26 protein-coding genes are annotated in these 23,986 nt (G+C 66.9%); 12 read left to right on the forward strand and 14 right to left on the reverse strand.

Annotation, left to right across the window (positions count from 1 at the left end; all coding sequences use genetic code 11):
- Nucleotides 1–66: 66 nt before the first annotated feature.
- The 3 genes from rpsA to mscL all read left to right on the forward strand — a co-directional run bounded on the left by rpsA (nt 67) and on the right by mscL (nt 2,729).
- Complete coding sequence (rpsA, locus tag ACVPT3_RS01470) at nt 67–1,770, forward strand: 30S ribosomal protein S1 (RefSeq protein ID WP_492042462.1); 1,704 nt, start codon at nt 67–69, stop codon at nt 1,768–1,770.
- Between the two features lie 219 nt (nt 1,771–1,989).
- The gene (locus tag ACVPT3_RS01475; protein WP_035307045.1) at nt 1,990–2,280 is read left to right on the forward strand and encodes an integration host factor subunit beta; all 291 of its coding nucleotides are present in this window, start codon (nt 1,990–1,992) and stop codon (nt 2,278–2,280) included.
- A gap of 26 nt (nt 2,281–2,306) precedes the next feature.
- Complete coding sequence (gene mscL / locus ACVPT3_RS01480) at nt 2,307–2,729, forward strand: large-conductance mechanosensitive channel protein MscL (protein WP_492042463.1); 423 nt, start codon at nt 2,307–2,309, stop codon at nt 2,727–2,729.
- A gap of 10 nt (nt 2,730–2,739) precedes the next feature.
- On the opposite strand, the gene ACVPT3_RS01485 is transcribed toward mscL, so the two are convergent.
- Both ACVPT3_RS01485 and ACVPT3_RS01490 read right to left on the reverse strand, forming a co-directional pair.
- The gene (locus ACVPT3_RS01485) at nt 2,740–3,183 is read right to left on the reverse strand and encodes a hypothetical protein (RefSeq protein WP_492042464.1); all 444 of its coding nucleotides are present in this window, start codon (nt 3,181–3,183) and stop codon (nt 2,740–2,742) included.
- 117 nt (nt 3,184–3,300) lie between these two features.
- A complete protein-coding gene (locus ACVPT3_RS01490) occupies nt 3,301–3,897 on the reverse strand; it encodes a GNAT family protein (protein WP_492042465.1) in 597 nt (198 codons plus the stop codon).
- A 249-nt stretch (nt 3,898–4,146) separates the two neighbouring features.
- Here ACVPT3_RS01490 and ACVPT3_RS01495 point away from each other — a divergent pair, with 249 nt between their 5' ends.
- Entirely contained in the window at nt 4,147–5,910 is a 1,764-nt protein-coding gene (locus ACVPT3_RS01495) for a peptide MFS transporter (RefSeq protein WP_492042466.1), read from the forward strand.
- A gap of 74 nt (nt 5,911–5,984) precedes the next feature.
- Here ACVPT3_RS01495 and ACVPT3_RS01500 read toward each other — a convergent pair whose 3' ends face one another.
- A complete protein-coding gene (locus ACVPT3_RS01500) occupies nt 5,985–8,057 on the reverse strand; it encodes a TonB-dependent receptor plug domain-containing protein (RefSeq protein WP_492042467.1) in 2,073 nt (690 codons plus the stop codon).
- Between the two features lie 227 nt (nt 8,058–8,284).
- Here ACVPT3_RS01500 and ACVPT3_RS01505 point away from each other — a divergent pair, with 227 nt between their 5' ends.
- Nucleotides 8,285–9,145: a TraB/GumN family protein gene (locus ACVPT3_RS01505; RefSeq protein ID WP_492042468.1), complete on the forward strand. Its 861-nt coding sequence runs from the start codon at nt 8,285–8,287 to the stop codon at nt 9,143–9,145.
- Between the two features lie 4 nt (nt 9,146–9,149).
- Here ACVPT3_RS01505 and ACVPT3_RS01510 read toward each other — a convergent pair whose 3' ends face one another.
- The 3 genes from ACVPT3_RS01510 to ppk2 form a co-directional block, all read right to left on the reverse strand.
- Nucleotides 9,150–9,467, reverse strand: coding sequence for a hypothetical protein (locus ACVPT3_RS01510; RefSeq protein WP_492042469.1), 318 nt, complete (start codon nt 9,465–9,467; stop codon nt 9,150–9,152).
- Nucleotides 9,468–9,527: 60 nt separating this feature from the next.
- A complete protein-coding gene (gene tldD / locus ACVPT3_RS01515) occupies nt 9,528–10,958 on the reverse strand; it encodes a metalloprotease TldD (protein ID WP_492042470.1) in 1,431 nt (476 codons plus the stop codon).
- Nucleotides 10,959–11,099: 141 nt separating this feature from the next.
- Nucleotides 11,100–11,849: a polyphosphate kinase 2 gene (gene ppk2, locus ACVPT3_RS01520; RefSeq protein WP_492042471.1), complete on the reverse strand. Its 750-nt coding sequence runs from the start codon at nt 11,847–11,849 to the stop codon at nt 11,100–11,102.
- 124 nt (nt 11,850–11,973) lie between these two features.
- Between ppk2 and ACVPT3_RS01525 the strand changes: the two genes are divergently transcribed.
- The 4 genes from ACVPT3_RS01525 to ACVPT3_RS01540 all read left to right on the forward strand — a co-directional run bounded on the left by ACVPT3_RS01525 (nt 11,974) and on the right by ACVPT3_RS01540 (nt 15,012).
- Entirely contained in the window at nt 11,974–13,119 is a 1,146-nt protein-coding gene (locus ACVPT3_RS01525) for a serine hydrolase domain-containing protein (protein WP_492042472.1), read from the forward strand.
- A gap of 77 nt (nt 13,120–13,196) precedes the next feature.
- The gene (locus ACVPT3_RS01530) at nt 13,197–13,766 is read left to right on the forward strand and encodes a chemotaxis protein CheD (RefSeq protein ID WP_492042473.1); all 570 of its coding nucleotides are present in this window, start codon (nt 13,197–13,199) and stop codon (nt 13,764–13,766) included.
- 83 nt (nt 13,767–13,849) lie between these two features.
- Nucleotides 13,850–14,611 (forward strand): extensin-like domain-containing protein, encoded by a 762-nt coding sequence (locus tag ACVPT3_RS01535; protein ID WP_492042474.1) that lies wholly within the window; start codon nt 13,850–13,852, stop codon nt 14,609–14,611.
- 197 nt (nt 14,612–14,808) lie between these two features.
- Entirely contained in the window at nt 14,809–15,012 is a 204-nt protein-coding gene (locus ACVPT3_RS01540) for a cold-shock protein (RefSeq protein ID WP_008264090.1), read from the forward strand.
- Nucleotides 15,013–15,118: 106 nt separating this feature from the next.
- Here ACVPT3_RS01540 and ACVPT3_RS01545 read toward each other — a convergent pair whose 3' ends face one another.
- Both ACVPT3_RS01545 and ACVPT3_RS01550 read right to left on the reverse strand, forming a co-directional pair.
- Nucleotides 15,119–16,018, reverse strand: coding sequence for a DMT family transporter (locus ACVPT3_RS01545; RefSeq protein ID WP_492042475.1), 900 nt, complete (start codon nt 16,016–16,018; stop codon nt 15,119–15,121).
- A 54-nt stretch (nt 16,019–16,072) separates the two neighbouring features.
- A complete protein-coding gene (locus ACVPT3_RS01550; protein ID WP_492042476.1) occupies nt 16,073–18,259 on the reverse strand; it encodes a histidine kinase dimerization/phosphoacceptor domain -containing protein in 2,187 nt (728 codons plus the stop codon).
- A 277-nt stretch (nt 18,260–18,536) separates the two neighbouring features.
- On the opposite strand from ACVPT3_RS01550, the gene ACVPT3_RS01555 reads away from it, so the two are divergent.
- Nucleotides 18,537–19,313: a transglutaminase-like domain-containing protein gene (locus ACVPT3_RS01555; protein ID WP_492042477.1), complete on the forward strand. Its 777-nt coding sequence runs from the start codon at nt 18,537–18,539 to the stop codon at nt 19,311–19,313.
- A 45-nt stretch (nt 19,314–19,358) separates the two neighbouring features.
- On the opposite strand, the gene ACVPT3_RS01560 is transcribed toward ACVPT3_RS01555, so the two are convergent.
- On the reverse strand, nt 19,359–20,036 hold the full coding sequence (locus tag ACVPT3_RS01560) for a hypothetical protein (protein WP_492042478.1): 678 nt from the start codon (nt 20,034–20,036) through the stop codon (nt 19,359–19,361).
- Nucleotides 20,037–20,154: 118 nt separating this feature from the next.
- On the reverse strand, nt 20,155–20,451 hold the full coding sequence (rpmB, locus tag ACVPT3_RS01565) for a 50S ribosomal protein L28 (RefSeq protein WP_248118632.1): 297 nt from the start codon (nt 20,449–20,451) through the stop codon (nt 20,155–20,157).
- Nucleotides 20,452–20,708: 257 nt separating this feature from the next.
- On the opposite strand from rpmB, the gene ACVPT3_RS01570 reads away from it, so the two are divergent.
- Nucleotides 20,709–21,227, forward strand: coding sequence for a DUF3617 domain-containing protein (locus ACVPT3_RS01570; protein ID WP_492042479.1), 519 nt, complete (start codon nt 20,709–20,711; stop codon nt 21,225–21,227).
- 3 nt (nt 21,228–21,230) lie between these two features.
- On the opposite strand, the gene ACVPT3_RS01575 is transcribed toward ACVPT3_RS01570, so the two are convergent.
- The 3 genes from ACVPT3_RS01575 to fdxA all read right to left on the reverse strand — a co-directional run bounded on the left by ACVPT3_RS01575 (nt 21,231) and on the right by fdxA (nt 22,902).
- Nucleotides 21,231–21,611 carry a hypothetical protein gene (locus ACVPT3_RS01575; protein WP_492042480.1) on the reverse strand — a complete coding sequence of 127 codons (381 nt, stop codon included), beginning with the start codon at nt 21,609–21,611 and terminating at the stop codon, nt 21,231–21,233.
- 118 nt (nt 21,612–21,729) lie between these two features.
- On the reverse strand, nt 21,730–22,260 hold the full coding sequence (locus ACVPT3_RS01580) for a CarD family transcriptional regulator (protein WP_008260268.1): 531 nt from the start codon (nt 22,258–22,260) through the stop codon (nt 21,730–21,732).
- Nucleotides 22,261–22,560: 300 nt separating this feature from the next.
- Entirely contained in the window at nt 22,561–22,902 is a 342-nt protein-coding gene (gene fdxA / locus ACVPT3_RS01585; RefSeq protein WP_017505910.1) for a ferredoxin FdxA, read from the reverse strand.
- A 186-nt stretch (nt 22,903–23,088) separates the two neighbouring features.
- Between fdxA and ACVPT3_RS01590 the strand changes: the two genes are divergently transcribed.
- Nucleotides 23,089–23,715 (forward strand): YceI family protein, encoded by a 627-nt coding sequence (locus tag ACVPT3_RS01590; RefSeq protein WP_492042481.1) that lies wholly within the window; start codon nt 23,089–23,091, stop codon nt 23,713–23,715.
- Here the strand turns inward: ACVPT3_RS01590 and ACVPT3_RS01595 are convergent.
- On the reverse strand, nt 23,702–23,986 hold the full coding sequence (locus ACVPT3_RS01595; protein WP_492042482.1) for an RNA-binding S4 domain-containing protein: 285 nt from the start codon (nt 23,984–23,986) through the stop codon (nt 23,702–23,704). The two genes, ACVPT3_RS01590 and ACVPT3_RS01595, sit on opposite strands and share 14 nt — an antisense overlap.

A 23,986-nucleotide genomic window follows, 5' to 3' on the forward strand; every position in this document is an offset into this window, starting at 1 on the left:
GGCGTCCACCTCGCGCGGGACCCTCCGGTCGCGCGCCACAGCCCCTACGGAATGCTTTTCAGCTTCATGACTGACACCCTCTCCCCCTCGCGCGACGATTTCGCCGCGCTGCTCGACGAACAACTGCAGGGCCGCGACTTCGGCGAAGGCCAAGTGGTCCACGGCCGCGTCGTCGGCATCGAAAAAGACATCGTCATCATCGACGTGGGCCTGAAGACCGAAGGCCGCATCTCGATGCGCGAGTTCGGTCAAGGCGACGACGGCGCCCTGCCCAAGGTCGGCGACAACGTCGAAGTCTACCTCGAGCGCGTCGAGAACGCCCTCGGCGAAGCCGTCATCAGCCGTGACAAGGCCCGCCGCGAGGAAGCCTGGACCCGTCTGGAAGTCGTGTTCGCGGAAGGCCAGCCGGTCAACGGCGCCATCGTCGGCCGCGTCAAGGGCGGCTTCACCGTCGACCTGGGCGGCGCCTCGGCCTTCCTGCCCGGCTCGCAAGTCGACATCCGTCCGGTCCGCGACGTCGGCCCGCTGATGGGCAAGGAACAACCGTTCCAGATCCTGAAGATGGACCGTCCGCGCGGCAATATCGTCGTCTCGCGTCGCGCCATCCTGGAAGAAGCCCGCGCCGAACAGCGCACCGAGCTGGTCGGCCAGCTGCAAGAGGGCGAAGTCCGCGAAGGCGTGGTCAAGAACATCACCGACTACGGCGCGTTCGTGGACCTGGGCGGCATCGACGGCCTGCTGCACGTCACCGACATGTCGTGGAAGCGCGTCTCGCACCCGTCGCAGGTTCTCGCCGTCGGCGACACCGTCAAGGTCCAGATCGTCAAGATCAACCCGGACACCCAACGTATCTCGCTGGGCATGAAGCAACTGCAGTCGGACCCCTGGGACGGCGTGGAAGCCAAGTATCCGGTTGGCGCCAAATACACGGGCCGCATCACCAACATCACCGACTACGGCGCCTTCGTGGAACTGGAAGCCGGGGTCGAGGGCCTGGTGCACGTTTCGGAAATGTCCTGGACCAAGAAGAACGTCCATCCGGGCAAGATCGTCTCCACCTCTCAGGAAGTGGACGTGGTCGTCCTGGACGTCGACGCCTCCAAGCGCCGCATCTCGCTGGGCCTGAAACAGGCTCAGGACAATCCGTGGGACGCCTTCGTCGCCAACAACCCGATCGGTTCGACCGTCGAGGGCGAAGTCAAGAACGCCACCGAGTTCGGCCTGTTCATCGGCCTGGACAACGACATCGACGGCATGGTCCACCTGTCCGACCTCGACTGGTCGGTCTCGGGTGAAGAAGCCATCCAGCGCTACCGCAAGGGCGAGATGGTCAAGGCCAAGGTCCTGGACGTCGACGTCGAGAAGGAACGCGTCTCGCTGGGCATCAAGCAGCTGGGCGGCGATCCGATCGGCGAGGGCGACACCTATCGCCGCGGCCAGCAGATCACCGTCACCGTCTCGTCGATCGAGTCGGGCGGCATCGAGGTCAAGTTCGGTGAAGACGACGCGCCGGTCACGGCCTTCGTCCGCAAGTCGGACCTGTCGCGCGACCGCAACGAGCAACGTCCGGAACGCTTCGCCGTCGGCGACCGCGTCGACGCGATGATCACCGCCGTGGACAAGGCCTCGCGCCGCGTCTCGGTGTCGATCAAGGCGCTGGAAATGAAGGACGAACAGGAAGCCATCGAACAGTTCGGCTCGTCCGACTCCGGTGCTTCGCTGGGCGACATCCTGGGCGCCGCGCTGAAGAACGCCGGCACCAAGGACTAAGTCTGATCCCAACGGATGAGACCGAAGGGCGGCGGGAGCGATCCTGCCGCCCTTTTCTCTGTCTGATACAGCGCCGTGCGCGGAACCGGACATAAATCAGCAAATGCCGCGTCTCATTGGCGGATAAGGGCTTTTTCGCGCGGCGAGCCGGGGTTAGGGTAGGGTTTCTGGATCGTCGACAGGCCCAGGCCTGCCGATCGCGAGCGGGCGGGAACCTTGATGATCAAGTCTGAGTTGATCGAGAAACTGGCGGCCGAGAACACCCACCTGACCCATGCGGAGGTGGAACGGTTGGTCAATGTCATTCTCGGCAAGATGACCGGAGCGCTTTCTGAAGGCGGTCGGGTGGAATTGCGAGGCTTCGGCGCCTTTTCGGTCCGGTCGCGTCCGGCCCGTCTGGGCCGTAATCCCCGAACGGGGGAGACGGTGGAGGTTCCGGCCAAGGCCGTGCCCTTCTTCAAGAGCGGCAAGGAACTGCGCGAGCGTCTGAACGCTTCCGGCGACGCCTGAGTCTGAACGGCTGGAGAAAATCGCCTATGGGTCTGCTGTCCGAATTTCGCGAGTTCGCGATCAAGGGAAACGTCGTCGATCTCGCTGTCGGCGTGATCATCGGAGCGGCTTTCAACGGCATTGTGAAAAGCCTGGTCGACCAGGTGGTGATGCCGCCGATCGGGCTGTTGACGGGCGGCGTGGACTTTTCCGAGCTGGAATGGGTTCTGCGGCCTGAGAATGAGGCCACCGAGGCGGTGGAGAAGGTCGCCATCCAGTACGGGGCCTTCGCCAACACGGTGGTTCAGTTTCTGATCGTCGCCTTCGTGGTCTTCATGGTGGTCAAGGGCGTCAACAGCCTGCGCCGCCAGCAGGCCGCCCAACCGGATCCGGCGCCTTCGGCGCCGACGGCGACCGAGTCCCTTCTGACCGAAATCCGGGACGCTCTGAAAACTCGCCCCGGCGCCTGACGCGGCAGGTTCAGCCCGTGCGCGCCAACTGGCTCGCCGGGGCGCCCGCTCGCCTTCTGATGCGCGAACCCAGGTTAGGGGGCAGGGGCACGGGCCGAGCGCAGACTGCATAGTCCCCGTCATAGGGCGTCGGGGTCCACTCCCGCGCCAGGGCGGGGTTTTCGATCAGGGCGTGGCAATGCCCCCAACCGCCCTCGCGCCGCGCCTTCGGCGTCAGGTGGCCCAACTGGTCGAGAAGCTCGGGCGTGGCGACCTGCAGCCTGACCTTGGCGGCGCCCAGGGCGCGCGCATTCGCGATCAGCGCACCGGCCAGGATCTCCGCCGCCTCGGGCGCCGTCTCCAGCGCCGTCAGGTCAATGATGTCGAGGCAGGGCGCCTCGATCAAATTGGTCTTGTTCATCAGGGCGAGAGCCGTTCCGACCAATCGTCCGCCGCGCATCAGCCCCAGAAGCATGGGCGGGAGGGTCTGGTCCGGGTCGGACAGACGCCAGCCCAGAACCTCTGGGCTGCGATCCGCAAGCAGTCGTCCCTCGTCCGCCCGCGCACGCCAGAAATCAGCGTAAGCCGACCCCTACCCGACGTCGCTCAGCCTGACGACATCCGTCGGCAGGGCCAGGCGGGTCGGCTTGAACAGTCGCGGATTCATCAATTGTTCGCCCAGGCCCCGTGCGGTCTGCGCCGATACGCCGCCCCACAGATGTCGCAGCAGGCGGCCCTTCAGACAGGCGAGGGGATCGACCATCCAGGTCAGTTTCAGCGCGTGCGTTTCCATCGGCCCCGGTCTCAACCCGAAGAGGCCGTAGAGGGGCGCCGAGCGCGAATTGGCGTTGAGGGTGTATCGGGCGAACAGGTCCGGCTGGGCCAGGAAGGCCTTGATCAGCGGCCGGCTGGCGCCCTTCCGGTCCGACGGCACGATGATGGAGAAGCCCGTGGCACCATACAGGCTTCGTCCGTCCTTGTGGAATCGGTGGATCAGATTGCCGAGCATGGCGGCCGGTTCGTCGTCGTGGTCGGTGACGACCCAGCCCAGCGGGGCGTCTATGTCGCGTCGCGCCGGATTGTCCTCCAGCCAGCGCCAACCCGCTTCGGATCGTTCAGGCCAGCCCACCTGCCGATGCAGCCGGTTCAGGCCTGGGTAATCGGATCGGCGGATCGGCCGAATGGGCATCGGCGCTCCTTCCATATTGGAACAGGTCTCTCGGTTCACGCCATCTGATGCAGAGGTCGCGCCAGGCTGCGTCATGGACGGCGGCGGGGCGCGACAGCCTTAACACTTGTTCAGACTTGTTCGCTGTGCTGGGTATGCGCCTTTCGCGCGCCCGGTTGCGGCGCGGCAGTTGGGAGTGAGCCGTTGACAGCGACGGATGGGGGGGCGCTTGAGCCTCGCAAGACTTTCCTCGGGCACCCGCGGGGGCTGGTGGTCCTGTTCTTCACCGAGATGTGGGAACGGTTCTCCTTCTACGGCATGCGGGCGCTGCTGGTCCTGTACCTGACGCAGCATTTCCTGTTCGGCCCGGCCGAGGCTCAGGGCATCTACGCCGCCTACGCCGCCCTGGTCTATCTGATGCCGGTCATCGGCGGCATGATCGCCGACCGATATCTGGGGTCGCGAAAGGCCGTCATCATCGGCGCCGTCCTCTTGGTTCTGGGCCATTTCACCATGGCCTTCGAGGGCACGGGCGGACGTGAAAGCCTGACCATCGGCGACACCACCTATCAGATCCAGGTCGAAGGTCGGGACCAGAACCGCCAGATGTTCGCCGTGAATGGGGACGAGCGGGTCCAGATCGCGATTTCGCCGGAGGGCGTTTCGACCGTCGGGGCCGAACCTTCGGCCGCCAACGCCGCCGACGCAGCCGCTGCAGCCGTGGGCACGGGCCTGGGCACGCCCCCGACCGGCGCGCTGGATCCCGCCACTCAGGCCGCGCCGCAAACAGCCGCCGCCGCCGGCTTCCCCGCCTTCACCGCCGCCGGCGCCTATACGCTGGAAACGGAGCGCGACCAGGCGCTGGGCGAACCGGTTCTGTTCCTGGCCCTGGCCCTGATCATCGTCGGGGTCGGCTTCCTGAAAGCCAACATCTCGACCGTCGTCGGCGCCCTGTATGAAGAGAACGATCCCCGTCGCGACGGTGGCTTCACCATCTTCTACGTCGGCATCAATCTGGGTTCCTTCCTGGCGACGGCCGCCTGTTCCTATCTCGGCTTCAACTATGGCTGGGCTTACGGCTTCGGCCTAGCCGGCATCGGCATGCTGTTCGGTCTTCTGACCTTCATCCTGGGCCAGTCCTGGCTCGAGGGGCGCGGCGCACCGCCCATCCCGGTCGGGGGGCGTTCGATCCTGGGCGTGCCCCTGGTTCCCTTCTTCTGGATCGCCGGTCTGGTTGCCGTCATCCCGACCTGGTTGCTGATGCAACGCCACGAGATCATCGAGACGGGCCTGCCCTGGATCGCCGGCGTCATCTTCGCCTCGGTCGTCGGCTATACCGTCTTCCGGCTGAAGGGCGCCGAGCGCAGCCGCATGCTGGTCGCCCAGTTGCTGATCTTCTTCTCGGTGCTGTTCTGGGCCCTGTTCGAACAGGCCGGGTCGTCCCTGACCCTGTTCGCCGATCAGTCGACCCAGATGCCAAGCTGGTTCAATGCCGGCTACACCCAGATGTTCAACCCCGGCATCATCATCATCGGCGGTCCGATCATCGCCGCTATGTGGGTCTGGCTGGCGAAGCGGAACCTTGAGCCTTCGACCCCCGTCAAGTTCTCGTTCGGCCTGGTCTTCGTCGGGCTGGGCTTCCTGGTCCTGACCTGGGCGGCGGGAACCCAGGCCAATGACGCCTTCCGGGTGCCGTTGCTGTTCCTGTTCCTGACCTACCTCTTCCACACGATCGGCGAGCTGTGCCTTTCGCCGGTCGGCCTGTCGATGATCACCAAACTGTCGGTGGCGCGCGTGGTCGGCATGATGATGGGCGTCTGGTTCCTGTCCAGCTCGGTCGCCCACATCGTCGCCGGCCTGATCGCCAAGGCGACGGCGACCGATACGGTCGCCGGGGTCGTGACCAGCCCCGCGCTGGCCTTGCAGACCTATGGGTCGATCTTCGGCACCATCGGCTGGACGGGCGTCGGCGTCGGCGTCTTCCTGCTGCTGATGTCGCCCCTGCTCAAGAAGGGCATGGCCGGGGTTCACTGAACCCTCGGACCTTTGGACATGAAGAAGCCCCGGCGGATCGATCCGCCGGGGCTTTTTGCCGGACGCTGCTCGCTTCAGAAGGTCTTGCGGACCCGGATCGAGACGAAGGTGCGGGGATCGAAGCTGCTGTCCTCGACAAAGGCCACGGTGCGGGTGTCGCGGTCGGCGAAGACCGTGCGGCTGCTGGTGAAGTCGTCCCACAGGTTCAGCTGGGCGCGGATGGCCAGGGTGGGGCTGGGCTTGTACTCGGCGAACATCTCGTAATAGTCCGTGCCGCGCCATCTGGAGACCTGATCCGGCGAATAGTTGGGCTGACCCAGATAGGGCAGCCAGTTCACGCCCCATTGCAGCTTCCAGCGGGTGATGTCCTGTTCGATGCCGACATTGGCCTGGGTGGGCCGCACGCCTGAAATCGGTCGCTCCTCGCCCGTCGTGGGATCGGTGACGGCGGTCTTGTTCCAGTTGTTGCTGAAGGTGAAACGCGCGCCCGACACGCCCAGCTTTTCCAGCGGCACGGTCACATTCAGCGACAGCCGGTCCAGCGTGCCCTCGCCGATATTGCCGACCGCCGACAGGCCGTCCCCCAGGGGAATCCGGTCGATGGCGTCGACGATCTCGTCGTGGCGATAGCCGATAGAGACGACGCCCTCGCCCCAGAAGCGGCGCTCATAGGTCAGTTCCGAAATCCAGCGCTGTTCAGGTTCCAGATCGACATTGCCGCCATAGACGTTCTCCTCGTCCAGGTCGGCCGAGGCGGCGAAGTCCGAGAAGTCCAGCTGACCCAGCTCCCGCTCGAAGCGGAACCGCAGCTGGTTGTTCGGCATCGGCGTCCAGGTGGCCATGAAGCGCGGTTTGGCGAAGAAGAAGCTCTTCTCCTGGTTGGCGTCGCCGGACTGGCTGATGGTCGAGGCTTCCAGGCGCAGGCCGGCCTCCAGCGTCAGGTCTGGGTGCAGCCGCCATGTGCCCTTGGAGAAGGCCTCGCCGCGCGTCTCCTCGACCTTGACCGAGGCGCTGGGCAGGGGAATGGGCACGCCGCCTTCGCTGTAGGCCTGGTCGGTCTGGCGCATATTGTAGGCGACCTCGCCGCCGGTCTCGATGGTCAGCTTGGGCGAACGCTCATGGCGGACCAAGGCCCGCAGGATGGTCTCAGAGTTCTCGCCGGAATAGGCGAACACCTGTTCTGGCGCGTCCACGCCGTTGTTCAGGACATTATAGGTCGAGACCCCGTCCCAGCTGCCGAACTCGTGCATCAGCCGGGTCTCCAGCTTGAAGCGGGTGTTCAGGGGGCGTTCCCAGGTGACGCCGAACTCGCCGCCGTCGGCGTCTTCGCTGTCCAGGCTTTCGCGGAAGGCGGTGGCGGACCGGCTGGTGTTGTAGCCTTGCCAGTCGTTGATCCCGTAGCGGGCCGTCAGATCGACCTTCCCGCCCGCCAGCGGGCCGGCATAGGTCCCGCGGATCGAGTTTCCACCGCCATAGCCGTCGGTATCGGTGACCTCGTCACGCAGAACGTTGCCGGCCGCGTCGCGGCGGATAAGGCGCCCAGGGCCGTTGGAATCGCTCATGCTGATGCCGTCGGACAAGGTGACGCCCCAGCTTCGGTCGCCGTCGCGGGCCGTGAACTGGAAGCTGCCGCCGTGTAGGTCCTGGCCCGACCCTTCGAACTGGGTAGTGTTCCAGGTCAGGATCGACTGACGGCTGGCCTCCTTCTTGAGTATGACGTTCACGACGACCGAGAAGCCTTGCATGTCGATGCCTGGCGCGCCCCCGCGGATCAGTTCGATCCGCTCGACCTGACGCGCCGGGGTGCGGCTGAGCACGTTCGAACCGGAGTCGTTCTTGGAGGCGGGGCGGGCGTTGTTGATCAGCACATTGCCGACGGCGCCCTCGAAGCCGCGTGCGCCGCTGCCGTCATCCAGTTCGAAGCCGGGCACGCGGTTGACCATGTCGAGCGCGGTATTGGGCCGCTGGGCGAGGAAGAAGTCGGGCGTGAAGATCAGCACGCCACGCTGGGCGGCGTCGGCCAGGGGCGCGTCGCGGGTCGGTCCGGTCGGCACGGGCGCCTGGGCCACCTGCGGTTCGTCGCCGGCATAGGCGGTCGCGGCGGAAATCAGCAGGGCGGTGGTGGCCAGCAGCAGGGTCTTGTTCATCGGTCTTCCCCTCTCGTTCGTTGGCGAGAGATGTGCCGATCCGCCGCATTCATCTCCAGTTACAAGGCCGAAAGGTGGATTAAATCGACGACAGCATTACCGGGATTTCATTAATAATCGGCAAGATACTGCACTATAGTAAAGTAATGTCCATGCGCGCATCTGTCTTGGTATTCGTTTTACTCGCTTGGGGTGGGGCGCAGCCGGCGACGGCTCAGGACACGCCCGTGGCTCCGGAAGCGGTCGAGGACATTATCGTCACCGCGCGTCGGATTGAGGGGCCGATGTGGGAGGTCCAGCGCGGCGACAGCACCCTGATCCTGGTGGGGTCGATCGACGGTCTTCCGCGAGACATGGAATGGCGCACAGACGCGCTGGTTTCAGCGGTCGAAGGTGCGGATCGGGTGCTGTTCCCGGTACACGGTCAGGCGTCTTGGGCGGACGTCGGGCGGCTGATCTGGCGGATGCGCACTCTCACACGCCTGCCTAACGGTCGCACGAGCGCGGACTATCTCCCCGCCGAGCTTGAGGCGCGGGTGGAACGGATTACGGCCGAGGGGCCAAGCCGCAAAAGCATGCTGATGCTGTCGGGCGACCTGATGGAACACGGCGGCTATGCCCGTCGGGCGCGTCCCGTGTCCGAGGTGGTGCGGCGGGCGGCGCGCACATCCCGCAAACCGGCCGAACCGGTCGGCGTCTTCCGCGGCGACGAAATCGTCGACAAGATTCTGACCACGCCGCCTGAAGCCTATCTGGACTGTATTGAACGGGCGACGACGGCCGCAGAAGCGGGAGAGGTCGAGGGCGCGCGCCGGGCTGAGGCCTGGCGACGCAGGCAGGTGCAGGCGGTGCTGGCCTCGCCGCTGGAGCAGGCGACAAACGCCTGTTCCTATTGGGCGGTGATGGGCGAGGGCGAGACCTTGCGCGGCATTTGGAACAAGGCCGTTGACGACGCCCTGTCGCAGCCCGGCGTATCGGTGGCCATCGCGCCGCTTCGGCTGCTCGCGGAGCCGGACGGCGTGCTGGACCGATTGGAAGCCCAGGGGCTGGAGCCGCTCGGACCCGAGTGGCGGCCCTCAGCCCCCTGAGCCCTTAGTTCGCCGGGGCCTGGCGGTCCGGGGCGGCGTCGCGGGCGGCGTCGCCGATATTGTCCGCAGCGCCGCCGACGCTCTCGGCGGCGCCGGCGATGGCGTTGGACTCGATGGCGTCGTTGCGGTTCATGTTCATCAGGAACCAGCCGATGATCAGGACGAGGGCCAGGCCGATGACCAGGGCGATGACTCCGCCCATGCCGCCGCCGCTGCGGCGTTCGACGACGACGGGCGCTGCTGCCGGCGAGGGGGCGGGGTCGTTTTCGGTGATCCGTTCGACCCGGCCGTCAGGGTGTTCGACAGTGCGTTCGGTGGGCATGGTGTTTCCTCTCCAGTGTGGCGAGGAAACACGCGCTCGGCGATTAGGGTTCCGGCCTGTTCAGACCGCCGTTCCGCCGACGGTCAGGCCGCCCATCTTCAACGAAGGCTGGCCGATGCCGACGGGCACGCCCTGACCGGCCTTGCCGCAGACGCCGACGCCGGGGTCGAAGGCGAAGTCGTCGCCGATCATCTGGATCTTGGTCAGGGCCGTCGCGCCGTCGCCGATCAGGGTGGCGCCGCGGACGGGCGCGGTGATCACCCCGTCCTCGATCAGATAGGCCTCGTTGCACTGGAAGACGAACTTGCCGTTGGTGATGTCCACCTGGCCGCCCGAGAAGTTGGCGGCGTAGAGGCCGCGCTTCGTATTGGCGATCATGTCGGCCTTGGAGTCCTTGCCACCCTCCATGAAGGTGTTGGTCATGCGCGGCATGGGCATGTGGGCGAAGGACTGGCGCCGGCCGTTGCCGGTGGCGGCGACGCCCAGCTGACGCGCCGACAGCCGGTCGTGCATCAGGCCGACCATGATCCCGTCCTCAATCAGCACGGTGCGCGAGGTCGGGGTGCCTTCGTCATCGACCGACAGGGAGCCGCGACGGCCGGCGATCGAGCCGTCGTCAACCACGGTGACGCCGGGGGCGGCGACGCGCTGGCCCATCATGCCGTTGAAGACGGAGGAGCCCTTCCGGTGGAAGTCGCCCTCGAAACCGTGGCCGATGGCCTCGTGCAGCAGGACGCCGGGCCAGCCGGCGCCCAGGACCACGTCCATCTCGCCCGCCGGGCAGTCGATGGCGTCCAGATTGACCAGGGCTTGACGCAGGGCCTCGTCCACCTGGGCCTGCCAGCGTTCGGGCGCGACCCAGGCCTCGAAGCCCGCACGGCCGCCGGCGCCGGCGCCGGCGCTCTCGCGCTTGCCGTTCTGTTCGACGGTGATGGAGACGTTCAGCCGGACCAGGGGGCGGACGTCGCGCACCACCCGCTCGTCGGCGCGCAGGATCTCGATGGCGCGGCGCTCGCCGACCAGGGAGGCCGAGACCTGGACCACACGGGGGTCGCGAGCGCGAGCCCAGGCGTCGATCTCGGCCAGCAGGGCGATCTTGTCGGAGAAGGCCGGCGAGGCCAGGGGATCGACGGCGTCATACAGTTGCTGATTGGTGGCGCGGGGTCCCTCGGCGATGCGGGCGGCGTGACCTTGCTTGGCCAGGGCGGCGCTGTCGGCGGCGCGGCGCAGGGCGGCGGCGGAGATCTCGTTGGCGTGGGCGTAGCCGGCGGTCTCGCCCGCCACGACCCGCAGGCCGAAGCCCTCGGTGGCGTCATAGGCGGCGGATTTCAGCCGGCCGTCGTCGAAGACCAGGCTCTCGCTCTCGGACCGTTCCAGGAACAGCTCGCCGTCGTCGGCGCCGGCCAGGGCCGTCTTCAGGATCGACAGGGCTTCGTCGGTATCGACGCCTGCGGCGTCGAGAATGGGGGGCGGGGCGGCGTGAATGGTCATGGGCTGTAGGTAGGGGCTGGAGGGCGGTTCGTCACCTGTCGGTGCGGATTCAGACGGAGGGCCGAAAAAAGAAGGGTCTGCATAGTCTGTCGTTCCGGGTCTCCGCTGCGCTGCGCCCGGAATGACGAAAGTCAGGGTCAGCTACCGCGCCAGCTTCCCCTTGGCCTTGTCGGCAGAGAAGACCACGTCGGGGTCCGGCGCCGCGATCTCTTCGCCGCAGTGGTCGAGCACCTTCAGGATGTGACGGATCAGGTTCACCCGGGCGGTCTTCTTGTCGTCCGTGGCGATGATGGTCCAGGGGGCGAAGGCGCGCTCGGTCTCGTCCAGCATCCGGTCGCGGGCGTCGGAATAGGCGTCGAACCGGGCCTCGGCCTCGGCGTCCAGCGACGACAGCTTGAACCGTTTCAACGGATCGACCCGTCGTTCCTTTAGCCGTTTCGCCTGTTCCTTGCGCGAGATGTCGAGCCAGAACTTGATCAGGATGATCCCGTCGTCGGTCAGCATCCGTTCAAAGCGCGGCGCATCGGTCAGGAACTGGGCGTACTGCTCGGGCGTGCAATAGCCCATGACCGGCTCGACCCCGGCGCGATTGTACCAGGAGCGGTTGAAGATCACCGTCTCGCCCGCGCCCGGCAGATGGGGGACGTAACGCTGGAAATACCACTGGCTGGTTTCGCGGTCGCTGGGCTTGGGCAGGGCGACGACGCGGGTCTGGCGTGGCGACATATATTCGGTCAGGCGTTTGATGGCCCCGTCCTTGCCGGCGGTGTCGCGTCCCTCCAGCACGATGACCACCCGCATCCCATGTTCGATGGTCCAAGCCTGGGTCTTAACGACCGCAAGCTGAAGCTGCTCGAGTTCAGTCTCATAGGCGTCTGATTTCTTTCCCATTCGAGAATGGTGGGGCAGGTATGGGGCGAGAGCAAGTCGGGCGGACACGGGATGACAGGCTTCTCACGTGTCTCGCCGGACGATCAGCGCTAGGTTGGCGCTGAGGATAATGGAGGGGTCGCCGATGCTGAACCGCCGCCGTCTGCTGGCCAGCGGGCTGAATTCTGGTCTGGCGGCGGGCCTGTGCCTGGTCGCCTCGCCTGTGTGCGCGGACGAGGCCGCCGGATATGAGGCGGCGCTGGACGCGGTCTTCGCCGAGACGGGGCCCGTCGCCCTGGCGGGCGGTGTCGTCACACGGCAGGGGCTGGCCTGGTCGGGCGTGCGCGGCGTGCGCCGAGCGGGCGGCGACGACCCAGCGACCCTGGACGATCGCTGGCACCTTGGGTCAAACACCAAGGCGATGACGGCGGCGCTTTACGGGCGGCTGGTCGACCAGGGCCGGGCGGACTGGGACGCGCCGCTGGCGGACCTGTTCCCCGGCGTCCCGATCAATCCGGCCTGGGCGGCGACGACGATCGCCGACTTCATGCGCCACCGGGCCGGGGTGAAGGACGCCGATGCCCTGGGCCCTGTCTTCTTCATGACCGCGCGGGCAGACCCGCGTTCTCTGCCGGAACAGCGGCGGGCCGTGGTCGAGCGGATTATGGGCGGGGCCCCGACCGGGCCGAAGGGTGCGTTCGAATACGCCAACGCCAATTATATCCTGGTCGGGGCGGCGATCGAACGGATCACGGGTCAGTCGTGGGAGACCACCATCCAGAGCGAACTGTTCACGCCCCTGGGCCTGACCTCCGCCGGTTTCGGCGCGCCGACGTCCAATACGGCCGGCGGGGCCAATGTCTGGGGCCATCGCGGGGAAGGCAAGGCGCGGGTCGCGGTCGATCCGGCCACGCCGGGAGCCGACAATCCGATGGCGCTGGGACCCGCAGGCACGGTTCACATGAGCCTGGTCGACTATGCCGCCTGGCTGAGGCTGTTCCTGACGGACGGCGGCGGATGGCTGGCCCCGGACACCCTGGCGAGGTTGACGACGTCGGGGCCGGTCGCCGGAACGGGAACGCCCTACGCCCTGGGGTGGATCGCGCCGCCGCAAGTTGCCTGGGCCGGGGGGCCGGTGCTGACCCACGATGGGTCCAACACCCTGTGGTATGCGACCGCCATCGTGGCCCCGGCGCGGGGGGCGGCCTTCATCGGCCTGACCAACCAAGGCGCGGGTCAGGTGGCGACGACCGCCCTGATGCGGGCGCTGATCGGGAGGCTGGAAGCCTGAGCAGATTCAGGCGGCTCTAAATGCTCTGTACACCACTTGTGGTTATTCAGGTGGAGGTCGGTGAGTGAGAGCGTACAGTGCTGAGTTACAATATTCTTCAGGGCGGCTGGCAACGCGATGGACGTCAGGTCGATCATGTCTCGCTCGGCCAGGGGGAATTCTGCGTCAGCGACGATCCCGACACCGTGATCACGACCGTGCTGGGGTCCTGCGTCGCGGCCTGTGTGCGCGATCCCAAGGCCGGCGTCGGCGGGATGAATCACTTTGTTCTGCCGCGACTTCCCTTCGGGTCAAGGAGCGATCCCTCCCGCTACGGCTCGCGTCTGATGCAATTGCTGATCGACGGCCTGCTTGAGCGGGGCGCCCGTCTGCAACGGCTGGAGGCCCAGGTGTTCGGCGGCGCAAGTCCCGGCCCGTTTCAGAATTCGATCGGCCAGAGCAATGTCGATTTCGCCATGGCCTATCTCGCCGAACGCGGCATAGCGACCGCCGATCCCGTTCGCAGCGGGGCGGCGGGATGCCGGGTCGAGTTCTGGCCGGCGTCAGGGCGGGTGGTCCACACGCCGCTGACGGGGGTGAAGAAGGTCCTCCCGCCCAGGATCGTGCTGCGGCCCGTCAAGCCTCTCGTTCTGCCGTCCGCAGCCTGAAGACCTTTCGCCGTTCTGTTTGAACGGATCGGCCCCTGGCGGCGTTTGCCAGCGGGGCCGTGGGCGGTCCATGCTGGGGCTGCATGAAGCGCGACTTCGCCGATTTCTGGAATCTGTTGTGGGAGGTCGGGCTGCTGGCCTGCGCCGCCTTCGCGCTGTTGAACGCCTATGCTCCTCCTCAGGACCTGCCGTGGAAGCCGCTGGACCTGAACCATCCGGTCGGGCGGGCGACGGCGGCCAAGGTGGCTGATTTCGACGTGCCCGCCACCGCGGCGCCCGAGGCGGTGCAGGGCGCCACCGAGGCCTGTATGAAGGCCTTGCGCGACGCCGGGGTCCAGGTGGAACGGGCTCAGGATCGCGACGACGGCGGCTTCTGCGTGGTGCGCGGGGCGGTGCGGATTACCGGCGGGGCGGTGACGCCCTTGGCGCCGGCCGATGTGGTGATGCAATGCCCGCTGGCGGTCCGCTATGTCATCTGGGATCGGCAGGTGCTGCAGCCGGCGGCGCGGGATATTCTGGGGTCGGCGCCGGCGCGGGTCGAGAACTATGGGACCTATTCGTGCCGCCGCATCTATGGGTCGCAGGATGAGCAGGAGCGGCCCAGCGAACACGCCCGGGCCAATGCGCTGGACGTGGCGGCGGTGAGGCTGGAAGACGGGCGGACGATCAGCGTGCTGGACGACTGGCGCGGGCAGGGATCGGCGGGCGAGCCGGGGTCGCGGTTCCTCCACGCCGTCAGGGACGGAGCCTGCCGGCTGTTCTCGACGGTGCTGACGCCCGACTACAACGCCGCGCATGAGAACCATCTGCACCTAGACGGGGCCGAACGCGGCCTCTGTCGTTAAGGTCGAATCACTCCCTGGGCGAATCGCTTTGCTGTTGACCGACTGGAAAAGCCGGGTGACAACAACAGCACAGTCCGGATTTTGCGTGGGGTCCACACCCGCGTCTCGCTCCTTCGCCTGAACGAGCTGTCCAGATGGATTGTCGGGTCACCCCGAGGGGGATCCGCCTGGAAAAGCGCGTTTACGGAGACGCAGACATGGCGACCGGTACGGTCAAGTGGTTCAACCCCACCAAGGGCTATGGATTCATCCAGCCCGACAGCGGCGGCTCTGACGTGTTCGTGCACGTCACCGCCGTTCAGAAGGCCGGCCTTCAGGGTCTCGATGAAAACGCCAAGGTCGAATACGAGCTGGAAAACCAGCGCGGCAAGACCTCGGCGATCGACCTCAAGCTCCTTTAAGCCGAACAGCCGACAAGGCTAGGAACCAGGCGCGGGGGTCTCCCCCGCGCCTGTTTTCTTTTTTGGGCTATCGCGCTTCGCGCTACTTGAGCCGCATGATGTTGGGCTACCGCGCTTCGCGCGACTTGAGCCCGGCGGGCGTCGGCTTCGTTCGTTGCGAGCGCTGGGCCATCACGATGGCGCCCAGCACCAGGGCGCCGCCCAGAGCCTGGATCGGAGTCAGGGTCTCGCCGAAGATCCACCAGCCCAGCAGGCCGGCGACGACCGGCTGGATCAGAATGGTGACGGCGGTGATCGAGGCCGGCAGCCGGCCCAGGGCCCAGGCGACGCCGCCCTGGCCGAAGACGTGCATCACCCCCATGGCCGCACAGGCGGCCCAGCCCGCCGCGCTCGCCGGGAGGATGTCCTCGCCCAGGGCCAGGGCGACGACCAGCAGCAGGGGCGCGCCCAAAAGGGTGGCCCAGAAGGTGACGCGCATGGCGCCCGCCGTGGCGCGCGCCGCCTTCACCGCCAGGAAATAGCCCGAATACCAGACCGCCACCGACAGCGAGAAGGCGTCGCCCAACGGCGGGTTGGAGCCCTGGCCCCCGTCGGCGCCGGCCGCCATGGCGAAGGCGCCCCCCATGGCCAGGGCCAGGGCCAGCAGGAACAGCCGGTGCGGCCTCTGTTTCAGCACCAGCCAGCCGAACAGGGTGACGACGACGGGGGTCAGATTGCACAGGACTGTGGCGTTGGCGACCGAGGTCATGACGATGCCGTAGTGCCAGAAGCTGAGGTCCAGGGCGAAGAACAGGCCGGCCAGCAGCGCCCATTTCGACGGGGCGGCGATCCCGCCGGGCTCGCGCGACGCCAGCAGGGTCAGCAGGGGCAGGGCGAAGACGAACCGCCAGAAGCCGGCCGCCGCCGGTCCCGTCTCGGTCAGCCGCACCAGGATGGGCGCCAGGCCCAGGACGCTGGCGGCCAGCAGCAGGACGATCAGGGCGAAGGCGCGGGGGGAGACGGACATGGGGCGCTCTTACGCCGCCGTGCGGCCTTCCGCCACGGGCTTGGCCGGGCGGGTTCAGGCCAGGTCGGAGGCAGGGCCGATCCGGGCGCGGAGTTCGACCTCCAGGCCGGGTTTGCGGTCGTGATATTCGATCCTTCCGCCCAACTGGGCGACCAGGCTGCCGATCATCATCGAGCCGAAGCCCTGGCCGGCCTTGTGCCCGCCCTTGCCTTCGTCGGCGACGACCAGGCGCAGGGCGTCGTCGGCCTCGGTCAGCCGGATGCACAGCGGGCCGGGGCGGCCGTCATAGGCGTATTTCTGGGCGTTGATGATCAGTTCGGTCAGGATCAGGCCCAGGGTCACGGCCCGGTCGGCGCCGACGCAGACCGGCGCCAGGTCGGTCTCGATGGCTGCGGCCCAGTCCGCGCCCATGCTGGAGCCCAGGTCGTCGACCAGTTCGCCGATATAGCGCGACAGGTCGACCGCCGAGTCATGGTCGCCGCGATAGAGGCGGGCGTGGACGGTCGAGACGGCGCGGACGCGGCGGCGGGCCTCCTGCAGGGCGGCGCCGGCGGGCCCCTCGCCCAGGTCGCGGGCCTGGAGGCCCAGGAAACTGGAGACCAGGGTCAGGCTGTTCTGGACCCGGTGATTGACCTCGCGCATCAGGAACTGCTGCTGCTCCAGCCGCAGGTCGCGCTCGGACAGGCGGGCCTGGAGGGAGCGGTTCAGGCTGCGCAGCTGGTTGACGGCGGCGAAGTCCGACAGGGTGTCGCGCAGCCGGGCGGCGGATTCGACGGCCGCCGCGCTCCAGCGGCGGGCGCGGCCGGCGACGGTCTCGGACCATTCCTCGAACGAGGCGCGGGGCGTCAGGGCGGCGCCGTCGCCGGCGGACTTGACGGCGGTGGACGGATCGCCGGCCCAGCGGACGGTCTCAAGGATTTCGGAGCGGAACCACAGCAGGTTCAGCGGCTGGTCGCCGAGCAGGCGGACGGCCAGCAGGCCGCTGGCGTGGGTGCGCCAGGCCTCGGTTTCGGGAAGCGTGGTCGACAGGGCGCTGGAGGCGAAGGGGCGCAGGCCCGGCTGCTGGTTCAGCCAGTCGGACAGGCGCGCCACCGCCGCGTCCGGCGGGGTGCGCCCGAAACAGGCGAGGCCGCCGTCATGAACAATCGCAAGACCGTCGGCGCCGACCAGTTCGATCAGTTCGCCGGCCCCGCCGGCCAGGGCGAGGGCGAGCGGAACCCCGGAGGGCAGGCCCAGGATCAGCTCGTCCTCCAGCCGCCGCAGCCGCACCCTTTCGCGATAGAGTTCGGCGTCGGCCTTGGTCTTCAGCTGCCGGGCCAGGCCGCGGGCCAGGGTGGTGCAGGCCACCCGCAGCTCATAGGGCAACAGGTGCGGCGTGGTGCTGTGACAGGCGACCAGACCCCACAGGACGTCGTCGACGATGATCGAGACCGAGGCCGAGGCGCGCACGCCCATATTGCGCAGATACTGGATATGGACGGGCGAGACCGAACGCAGGCCGCTGTCGCTCATGTCCAGCGGCGGCGCGTGCGGATCGACCGGCCGCAGCGGCTGGGGCTGGTAATGGCTGTCGGGAATGACCCGGACCGGATTGCGCAGATACAGGGCGCGGGCCTGGCGCGGAATGTCGGTCGCCGGGAAATGGTGGTTCAGGAAGGAGGTCGTCTCGACCGCCCGCGATTCCGCCACCACCTGGCCCGCCTCGTCGTCGAGGAAGCGGTAGATCATGACCCGCTCGAAGCCGGTCAATCGACGGAAGGCCTCGGCGGCGCGGTCGCATACGGTCTGGACCGTGGCCGCGCGCTCCATGGCGGCGCCGGCGGCGTCGATCCGGGTGATCAGCTCCACGCCCAGACGGGCGTGCTGGGAGCTCTGTTCGACCTCGACGATCATGCGGGGGGAGGCGGCGTTCTCGGCCCCGGCCCCGACGAAATGGACCACCACATCGTATTCCAGCCGGTTGGTCGCGCGCCAGCGGCCGGCGAAGCCCGGCTCGAGCGCCTGGCCCATGTCGCGCAGGCGACGGCCGACCGTGTCGCCGAGCAGGGCCGCGATCGGCTGACCGAGCCAGTCGGTCTTGCCCGTCAGGTCCTCGATCAGGCCCGCCCCCTGTTCGACGGTCTGGCCCGCCGGGTCCAGGACCAGGAGGAAGCCGTGCGGCTGGATCGCCTGGGGGGCGTGGATCGGCTCGCGGTCGCAATCGGTCAGGTCGATGTCGGGGCGAACGGCGAGGTCGGTCATGCGAACGGGATTCCGGCCTCGAACACCCGCCCGGTCGGGTCAGGACCCAGCGGGGTGCGCGGTTCCGGGACACGCCCGATGCGGAGGGGGGGAGGGATCATGTGTTTTTACCCTAACACATTGCAGGAGCTTGTCTATTTGGGCGAGATATGTCCGGCGCCGAACACTTCTCCCGACGTGAGGCGGGGCCGGCGCAGGCTCGGCGGCGGGCGGTCATGGAACGGCCTCAGTCGCATGGCGTTCAGGCGCGGATTCCCCCGCAAACCTGGTGTCCCCCATGAAACTGCGCGTCCGCGCCGAGCTCGTCTATCGTTTCGATCCGCCGACGGACGCCATCTACAAGATCCAGGTCGCCCACTGGCCAGGCCAGCACATCCTGGAGGAGACCCTGGTCTTCGACCCCCCGATCGCCTTCCACGAGGACGAGGACGTCGAGTTCGGGGCGCGGACCCTGCGCTGCCATGTCGAGGGCGAGGTCAGCCTGACCTATGAGGCGGTGGTCGACAACGGCGTGCTGAAGGGCCTGCCGCCCAGCGTGTCGCAGCACGACTGGGGCGAACTGCCGGCCGAGGTCCTGCCCTATCTGCAGCCCAGCCGCTATTGCCCGTCGGACCAGTTCGGCCGGTTCGTCACCCGCGAGTTCGGCGAGACCGCCGGCGGGGCGCGGGTGCTGGCGATCCTGAACTGGATCACCGAGAACCTGGATTACGAGCACGGAGTGTCGGACACCGAGACCACGGCGGCCCGCACCTTCATCGACCGGGCCGGGGTGTGCCGCGACTTCACCCATCTGGGCATGACCCTGTGCCGGGCCTCGGGCATACCGGCGCGGGCCGTCAGCGCCTTCGCCGACCAGCTGGACCCGCCCGACTTCCACGCCATCTTCGAGGTCTGGCTGGACAATGGCTGGTGGCTGATCGACCCGACCGGCCTGGCCCCGGTCGAGGGCCTGGTGCGGATCGCCTGCGGCCGCGACGCGGCGGACATCGCGTTTCTGACGACCCAGGACCGGTGCCAGATGGTGCGGCAGTCGGTGACGGTGCGGGGGGCGTAAGGGGGGAGGAGAGGGGAGTTGGAGCGCACTGAAAGCGTATAACAATCAGACTAAATGGAAGTGGCTGCGCCGCACATCATTTGTCGTGGCTAGGGTTCTAGCCTCAGCCAAAAGCCCGCGCTCAAGAAGTTCTCCGATAGCTCCAATATGAGCAGCAATTCCAGCAGCGTTGTGGTCGAATCCCCAAAGGTCGATGGCTGGGATACCAGCGGTGGACAGCATATGGTTAAGTGCGATGATCCTGTGCGCGAAGCGCTGCACAAGGCGACTTCGGGTTTGGTTGCTATAGGCTGCGTTGATCGTCCAGGCTGCCCGCATCGCTCGGCCTCGCTCGTCGGCCTGTTCTAACAATCCAGCATTTCCATCGGGTGCGCCGTCGATACGATCCACGAGAAAGCCCAGCAGATCGTCGCGCAGCTGCACACAGTCACGGCCAAGCCGGGCTATGTCTAACTGCTTGATGCCACGTATGGCCCAGGCGCGCCGCCCCTCCACATACAGGCGAGCCAAAAGGATGATCCCTGCGGACGATACCAGCACAAAGGCCCACCACGGCATGTCGGAAGTAACGCGGACCACCCATGTCCACAGGATTCCGCCAGCTAGAAGGAATACGCCAGAAAGCCATCCGCTGACCCCCAATAGGCTGAGCGCGGTCCAGCTATGGCCCGCGAGCGAAGCAAATAGGTTCGCGCGTTGCGCTGCTTTTTCGACGGTCCCCATAACAATGTCATATCAGACGACTTCAGAGCTGGGGAATCTGTTTGCACCTTCCCTCATCGCCCAAAGAAAAAGGCCGGTGTTTCCACCGGCCTTTTCAAATCCGTTCAGCGGTCGCCGATCAGGCGGCGGCTTGTTCGGCCAGCTTGGCGCGGACCTGGCGCTTGATGCGCTGGGCGGCGATCGACAGCTGCTCGTCGCGGGCCTTGACGATGAAGGCGTCCAGGCCGCCCTTGTAGTCGAGGGTGCGCAGGGCGGCGTTCGAGATCCGCAGCGAGAAGGTCTGGCCCAGGCTGTCCGAGGTGACCTTGACCGTCTTCAGCGACGGCAGGAAGCGGCGCTTGGTCTTGATGTTCGAGTGGCTCACGTTGTGGCCGACCATCGGGCCGATACCGGTGAGTTCGCAACGACGCGACATCGTCAGATCCTTAAGATGCGGCGTCCAGCCCGAACATGGGAGAAGACGCATGAAACAAGTACGCGCGGGAAGCAGCCCGCGCGAGAGGGGGCCGTATAAGGGAAGACGAGGTTCGGCGTCAAGCTGAGTCTTGAGAGGCGCAGGGGTGGTAATCCGCCCCGTGTCCGGACGACAAGAAACGAAGCCGTTCAGGCGTCATTCAAATGACGCGCTGTATGTCTCATAACATGATCATTCCAGCTGAACAGAAGGCCGCCATGTCTCGTCCGTCCCTGATCGATCGCCTGCCCAAGCGGGCCCGGTCCCTCAAGTCCTGGAGCGTCCTGGCGCCGGTGGTGGCCGGCGGCCTGATGCTGGGCGCGTCGGCCATGGCGCCGGTCCAGGCGTCGGCGCCTGCGCCTGCGTCCACGCCGGCCCAGGCGGAAGTCCTGCCCGGCTACTGGGAATATACGACCAGCGCCCTGGGCCAGCGCGACACCGAGCAGAAATGCGTCCGCCCCAGCGAGATCAACCGCTTCTTCGGCGGCCTGTCGACCAACCGCTGGCGCTGCACCTATCCCACACGCGTGGTGGGGGGCGGGCAGGCGCGGTTCGAGGGGACGTGCCAGGACAAGAAGGGCCGGCGGGTCAATGTGCGGCTGAACGGCACCTATGAAGACACCAGCTTCAGCTTCCGCGGCGGGGCCCAGCTGCTGCGCGGCACGCCCTATATCCCCGCCACCATCACCGCGCGCCGCATCAGCGCCCAGTGCCCGGCGAACGCCGAATATTTCTGAGGCTCAGACCGGTTCGGCCCGGGCGACCACATAGGTGTGGCTCTGGCCGCCGGTCGACAGGCTGACGTATTCGCCGGTCTCGAGCACTTCGTCGGCGAGGCGGAAGCCGTGGGCGTCGTCCGCCTCGCCCGGTTCGAAGTCCAGGAACCAGCGGTCGGGGGCGGCGTGACGCAGCCGGCCGAAGGCCAGGGTCGCGCCGTGCGAGAAGCGGCGAACGCGGCATTTCTCGGGGGCCTCGCGCCAGGCGGCGGCGTCCAGGCGGCGGTCGGCCTTCAGCGGGACCAGGAGGTCATAGCCGACATCGTGATCCCCGGCGGGGCTCTGCGGCTCGCGGGCCAGTTCCAGGCGGATATGGTGAAAGCCCAGGGGAAGGGGGTCGGTCATGATCGGCTCCTTGTCGGAGCTCATCTGGACGGGGCAGGCGCCGCCGCGCCTTGATGTCGGTCAAACCAAAAAGGCCCCGGATCGCTCCGGGGCCTTTTCGTTCGTCTGGAGCCGGGGATCAGGCCGCTTCGGCGGTCGGGATCGGCTTCTTGGCGCTGAGCGACTTGGCCAGCAGCTCGACGGCGGCGTCCTTGTCGATCTTGTTGGCGGCGGCGACTTCGCGGGCCATCCGGTCCAGGGCCGATTCATAGAGCTGGCGCTCGGAATAGGACTGTTCCGGCTGGGTGTCGGCGCGGTGCAGGTCGCGGACCACTTCGGCGATGGAGATCAGGTCGCCCGAGTTGATCTTGGCCTCGTATTCCTGGGCGCGACGCGACCACATGGTGCGCTTGATGCGGGCGCGGCCCTTCAGGGTGGTCAGGGCCTTGGTCACGACGTCGTCGGCGGCCAGCGAACGCAGGCCGGCGGTCGCGGCCTTCTTGGTCGGGACGCGCAGGGTCATCTTCTCGTGGTCGAAGGTCACGACATAGACTTCCAGCGACATGCCCGCGACTTCCTGAGTCTCGACCGCCGCGACTTTACCGACGCCGTGCGCCGGATAGACGACCGCGTCGCCAACCTTGAACTCCAGACCAGTCTTGCTCGTCATATTCGTCCTTTCCCGGTCAGGGCCGGGCGAAGCGAAGGCGCGTTCGACGCAGACAGGACCTCAACCGTCGGTGGGAGCCGCCGGGGAGGTCATGCTGGGCGTCAAATGCGGAAACGGATCACCAAACCTCTGGCCGATCCCGTCTATGGGCGGGATTCTGTCGCAAACACGGGCGGCGCGAAGATTTCGCGGACCGCCCGATCCAATGAAACAGAACCTATCACAAATTTGCGGAATTTCAAAACGTCCACAGGGCGGACGTGGAAATGCGGCACGGCTTGCGCTGGACGGGGCTGAAACTCAGGAACCCTTGCCCGGCTTGGGGCTGAAGTATTTCTCGTACTTGCCGGTCTCGCGTTCATACTGCTCGCGGTCGGCGGGGGGCGTGCCCTTGACGGTGATATTGGGCCAGACCTTGGCGTATTCGGCGTTGACCTGAAGCCATTTGCCGTCCGGCTCGTCCTCGGTGTCGGGCACGATGGCGTCGACGGGGCATTCCGGCTCGCATACGCCGCAGTCGATGCATTCGTCCGGGGCGATGACCAGGAAATTCTCGCCCTCGTAGAAACAGTCGACGGGGCACACCTCGACGCAGTCCATGAACTTACATTTCACGCAGGCGTCGGTGACGATGTAGGTCATGGGGCGGCGAAAAGGGTCGGGACTGTGGACGGGAGGCTGCGACATGGCGACCACGCAACCAACTGTCAACAGCGCGGCTTAAGCTGGGAGACGTTCGCAGGCGGCCTGGCGCGCCTTGACAACAGTCAGGCTAAATCGCAACTGTAGTGATTGCATATCCCGATCCCCTTCAACCGGAACATCACCATGCGCACCCCTTTCATGAAATACGCCCTCGCCGGCGCCCTGGCCGTCAGCCTCGCCGCCGGCGGGGCCGTGGTGGCCCAGGCCGCCTTGACCAAGAACCCGGCCGAGGTCGCCGCCGGGAACTATGATCTGGAGTCCAGCCACGGCAAGATCACCTGGTCGGTCAACCATTTCGGCCTCTCGACCTACACGGGTCAGTTCGTGAACGTGAAGGCCGAGTTGAAGCTGGACCCGGCCAATCCGTCCGCCTCGACCCTGACCGCCACCATCCCGCTGACCGACGTCGCGCCGAACGATGACCGGCTGAAGGCCCACCTCCAGACCGCCGATTTCTTCGACACCGCCAATCATCCGACCGCGACCTTCGTCTCGCGCTCTGTGACGGTCGATGCGGACGACGCCAACGAGGCGACCGTGGTCGGCGACCTGACCCTGCGCGGCGTGACCAAGCCCGTGACCATTGAAGTCGAGTTCAATGGCGCCGGCACAGTCATGGGCGCCTACAAGGCCGGCTTCGACGGAGAAGCCACCATCAAGCGTTCGGACTTCGGCATCAACTACGCCCTGCCGGCCGTTTCGGACGAGGTGAAGCTGCACATCGAAGGCGAGTTCGTCATTCAGAAATAAGGTCGTAAAGGGCGCGGGCCTCTTCAGCAGGCCCGCGTCGCTCGCCCAGGGCCTCGACCCTCAGAGTCGTGACCCGCCCGTTCTGGGCGAAGGTCAGCAGATCGCCCGGATGAACGCAACGGCTGGGCTTGTCCAGCCGCGCCTCGCGTCCCTGATGGGTCAGGCGCACCGCGCCCCTTTCGACCAGATCGGCGGCCAGGCTTCGCGTCTTCACGAACCGGGCGCGCCACAGCCAGATATCGATACGGCAGGCCGCTTCTGCAGTAGACAT

The organism is Brevundimonas sp. FV1ps31S, from assembly GCF_058681265.1.

Coding starts and splice junctions, on each gene's coding strand:
- ACVPT3_RS01570 (WP_492042479.1), top strand. CDS start 20,709: ATGTCTCGTCCGTCCCTGATCGATCGCCTGCCCAAGCGGGCCCGGTCC.
- ACVPT3_RS01485 (WP_492042464.1), bottom strand. CDS start 3,183: ATGCTTCTGGGGCTGATGCGCGGCGGACGATTGGTCGGAACGGCTCTC.
- ACVPT3_RS01525 (WP_492042472.1), top strand. CDS start 11,974: ATGCTGAACCGCCGCCGTCTGCTGGCCAGCGGGCTGAATTCTGGTCTG.
- ACVPT3_RS01535 (WP_492042474.1), top strand. CDS start 13,850: ATGAAGCGCGACTTCGCCGATTTCTGGAATCTGTTGTGGGAGGTCGGG.
- ACVPT3_RS01560 (WP_492042478.1), bottom strand. CDS start 20,036: ATGGGGACCGTCGAAAAAGCAGCGCAACGCGCGAACCTATTTGCTTCG.
- rpmB (WP_248118632.1), bottom strand. CDS start 20,451: ATGTCGCGTCGTTGCGAACTCACCGGTATCGGCCCGATGGTCGGCCAC.
- ppk2 (WP_492042471.1), bottom strand. CDS start 11,849: ATGGGAAAGAAATCAGACGCCTATGAGACTGAACTCGAGCAGCTTCAG.
- ACVPT3_RS01500 (WP_492042467.1), bottom strand. CDS start 8,057: ATGAACAAGACCCTGCTGCTGGCCACCACCGCCCTGCTGATTTCCGCC.
- ACVPT3_RS01490 (WP_492042465.1), bottom strand. CDS start 3,897: ATGCCCATTCGGCCGATCCGCCGATCCGATTACCCAGGCCTGAACCGG.
- ACVPT3_RS01595 (WP_492042482.1), bottom strand. CDS start 23,986: ATGTCTACTGCAGAAGCGGCCTGCCGTATCGATATCTGGCTGTGGCGC.
- ACVPT3_RS01475 (WP_035307045.1), top strand. CDS start 1,990: ATGATCAAGTCTGAGTTGATCGAGAAACTGGCGGCCGAGAACACCCAC.
- ACVPT3_RS01575 (WP_492042480.1), bottom strand. CDS start 21,611: ATGACCGACCCCCTTCCCCTGGGCTTTCACCATATCCGCCTGGAACTG.
- rpsA (WP_492042462.1), top strand. CDS start 67: ATGACTGACACCCTCTCCCCCTCGCGCGACGATTTCGCCGCGCTGCTC.
- ACVPT3_RS01550 (WP_492042476.1), bottom strand. CDS start 18,259: ATGACCGACCTCGCCGTTCGCCCCGACATCGACCTGACCGATTGCGAC.
- fdxA (WP_017505910.1), bottom strand. CDS start 22,902: ATGACCTACATCGTCACCGACGCCTGCGTGAAATGTAAGTTCATGGAC.
- ACVPT3_RS01540 (WP_008264090.1), top strand. CDS start 14,809: ATGGCGACCGGTACGGTCAAGTGGTTCAACCCCACCAAGGGCTATGGA.
- ACVPT3_RS01545 (WP_492042475.1), bottom strand. CDS start 16,018: ATGTCCGTCTCCCCCCGCGCCTTCGCCCTGATCGTCCTGCTGCTGGCC.
- ACVPT3_RS01510 (WP_492042469.1), bottom strand. CDS start 9,467: ATGCCCACCGAACGCACTGTCGAACACCCTGACGGCCGGGTCGAACGG.
- ACVPT3_RS01590 (WP_492042481.1), top strand. CDS start 23,089: ATGCGCACCCCTTTCATGAAATACGCCCTCGCCGGCGCCCTGGCCGTC.
- ACVPT3_RS01580 (WP_008260268.1), bottom strand. CDS start 22,260: ATGACGAGCAAGACTGGTCTGGAGTTCAAGGTTGGCGACGCGGTCGTC.
- tldD (WP_492042470.1), bottom strand. CDS start 10,958: ATGACCATTCACGCCGCCCCGCCCCCCATTCTCGACGCCGCAGGCGTC.
- mscL (WP_492042463.1), top strand. CDS start 2,307: ATGGGTCTGCTGTCCGAATTTCGCGAGTTCGCGATCAAGGGAAACGTC.
- ACVPT3_RS01555 (WP_492042477.1), top strand. CDS start 18,537: ATGAAACTGCGCGTCCGCGCCGAGCTCGTCTATCGTTTCGATCCGCCG.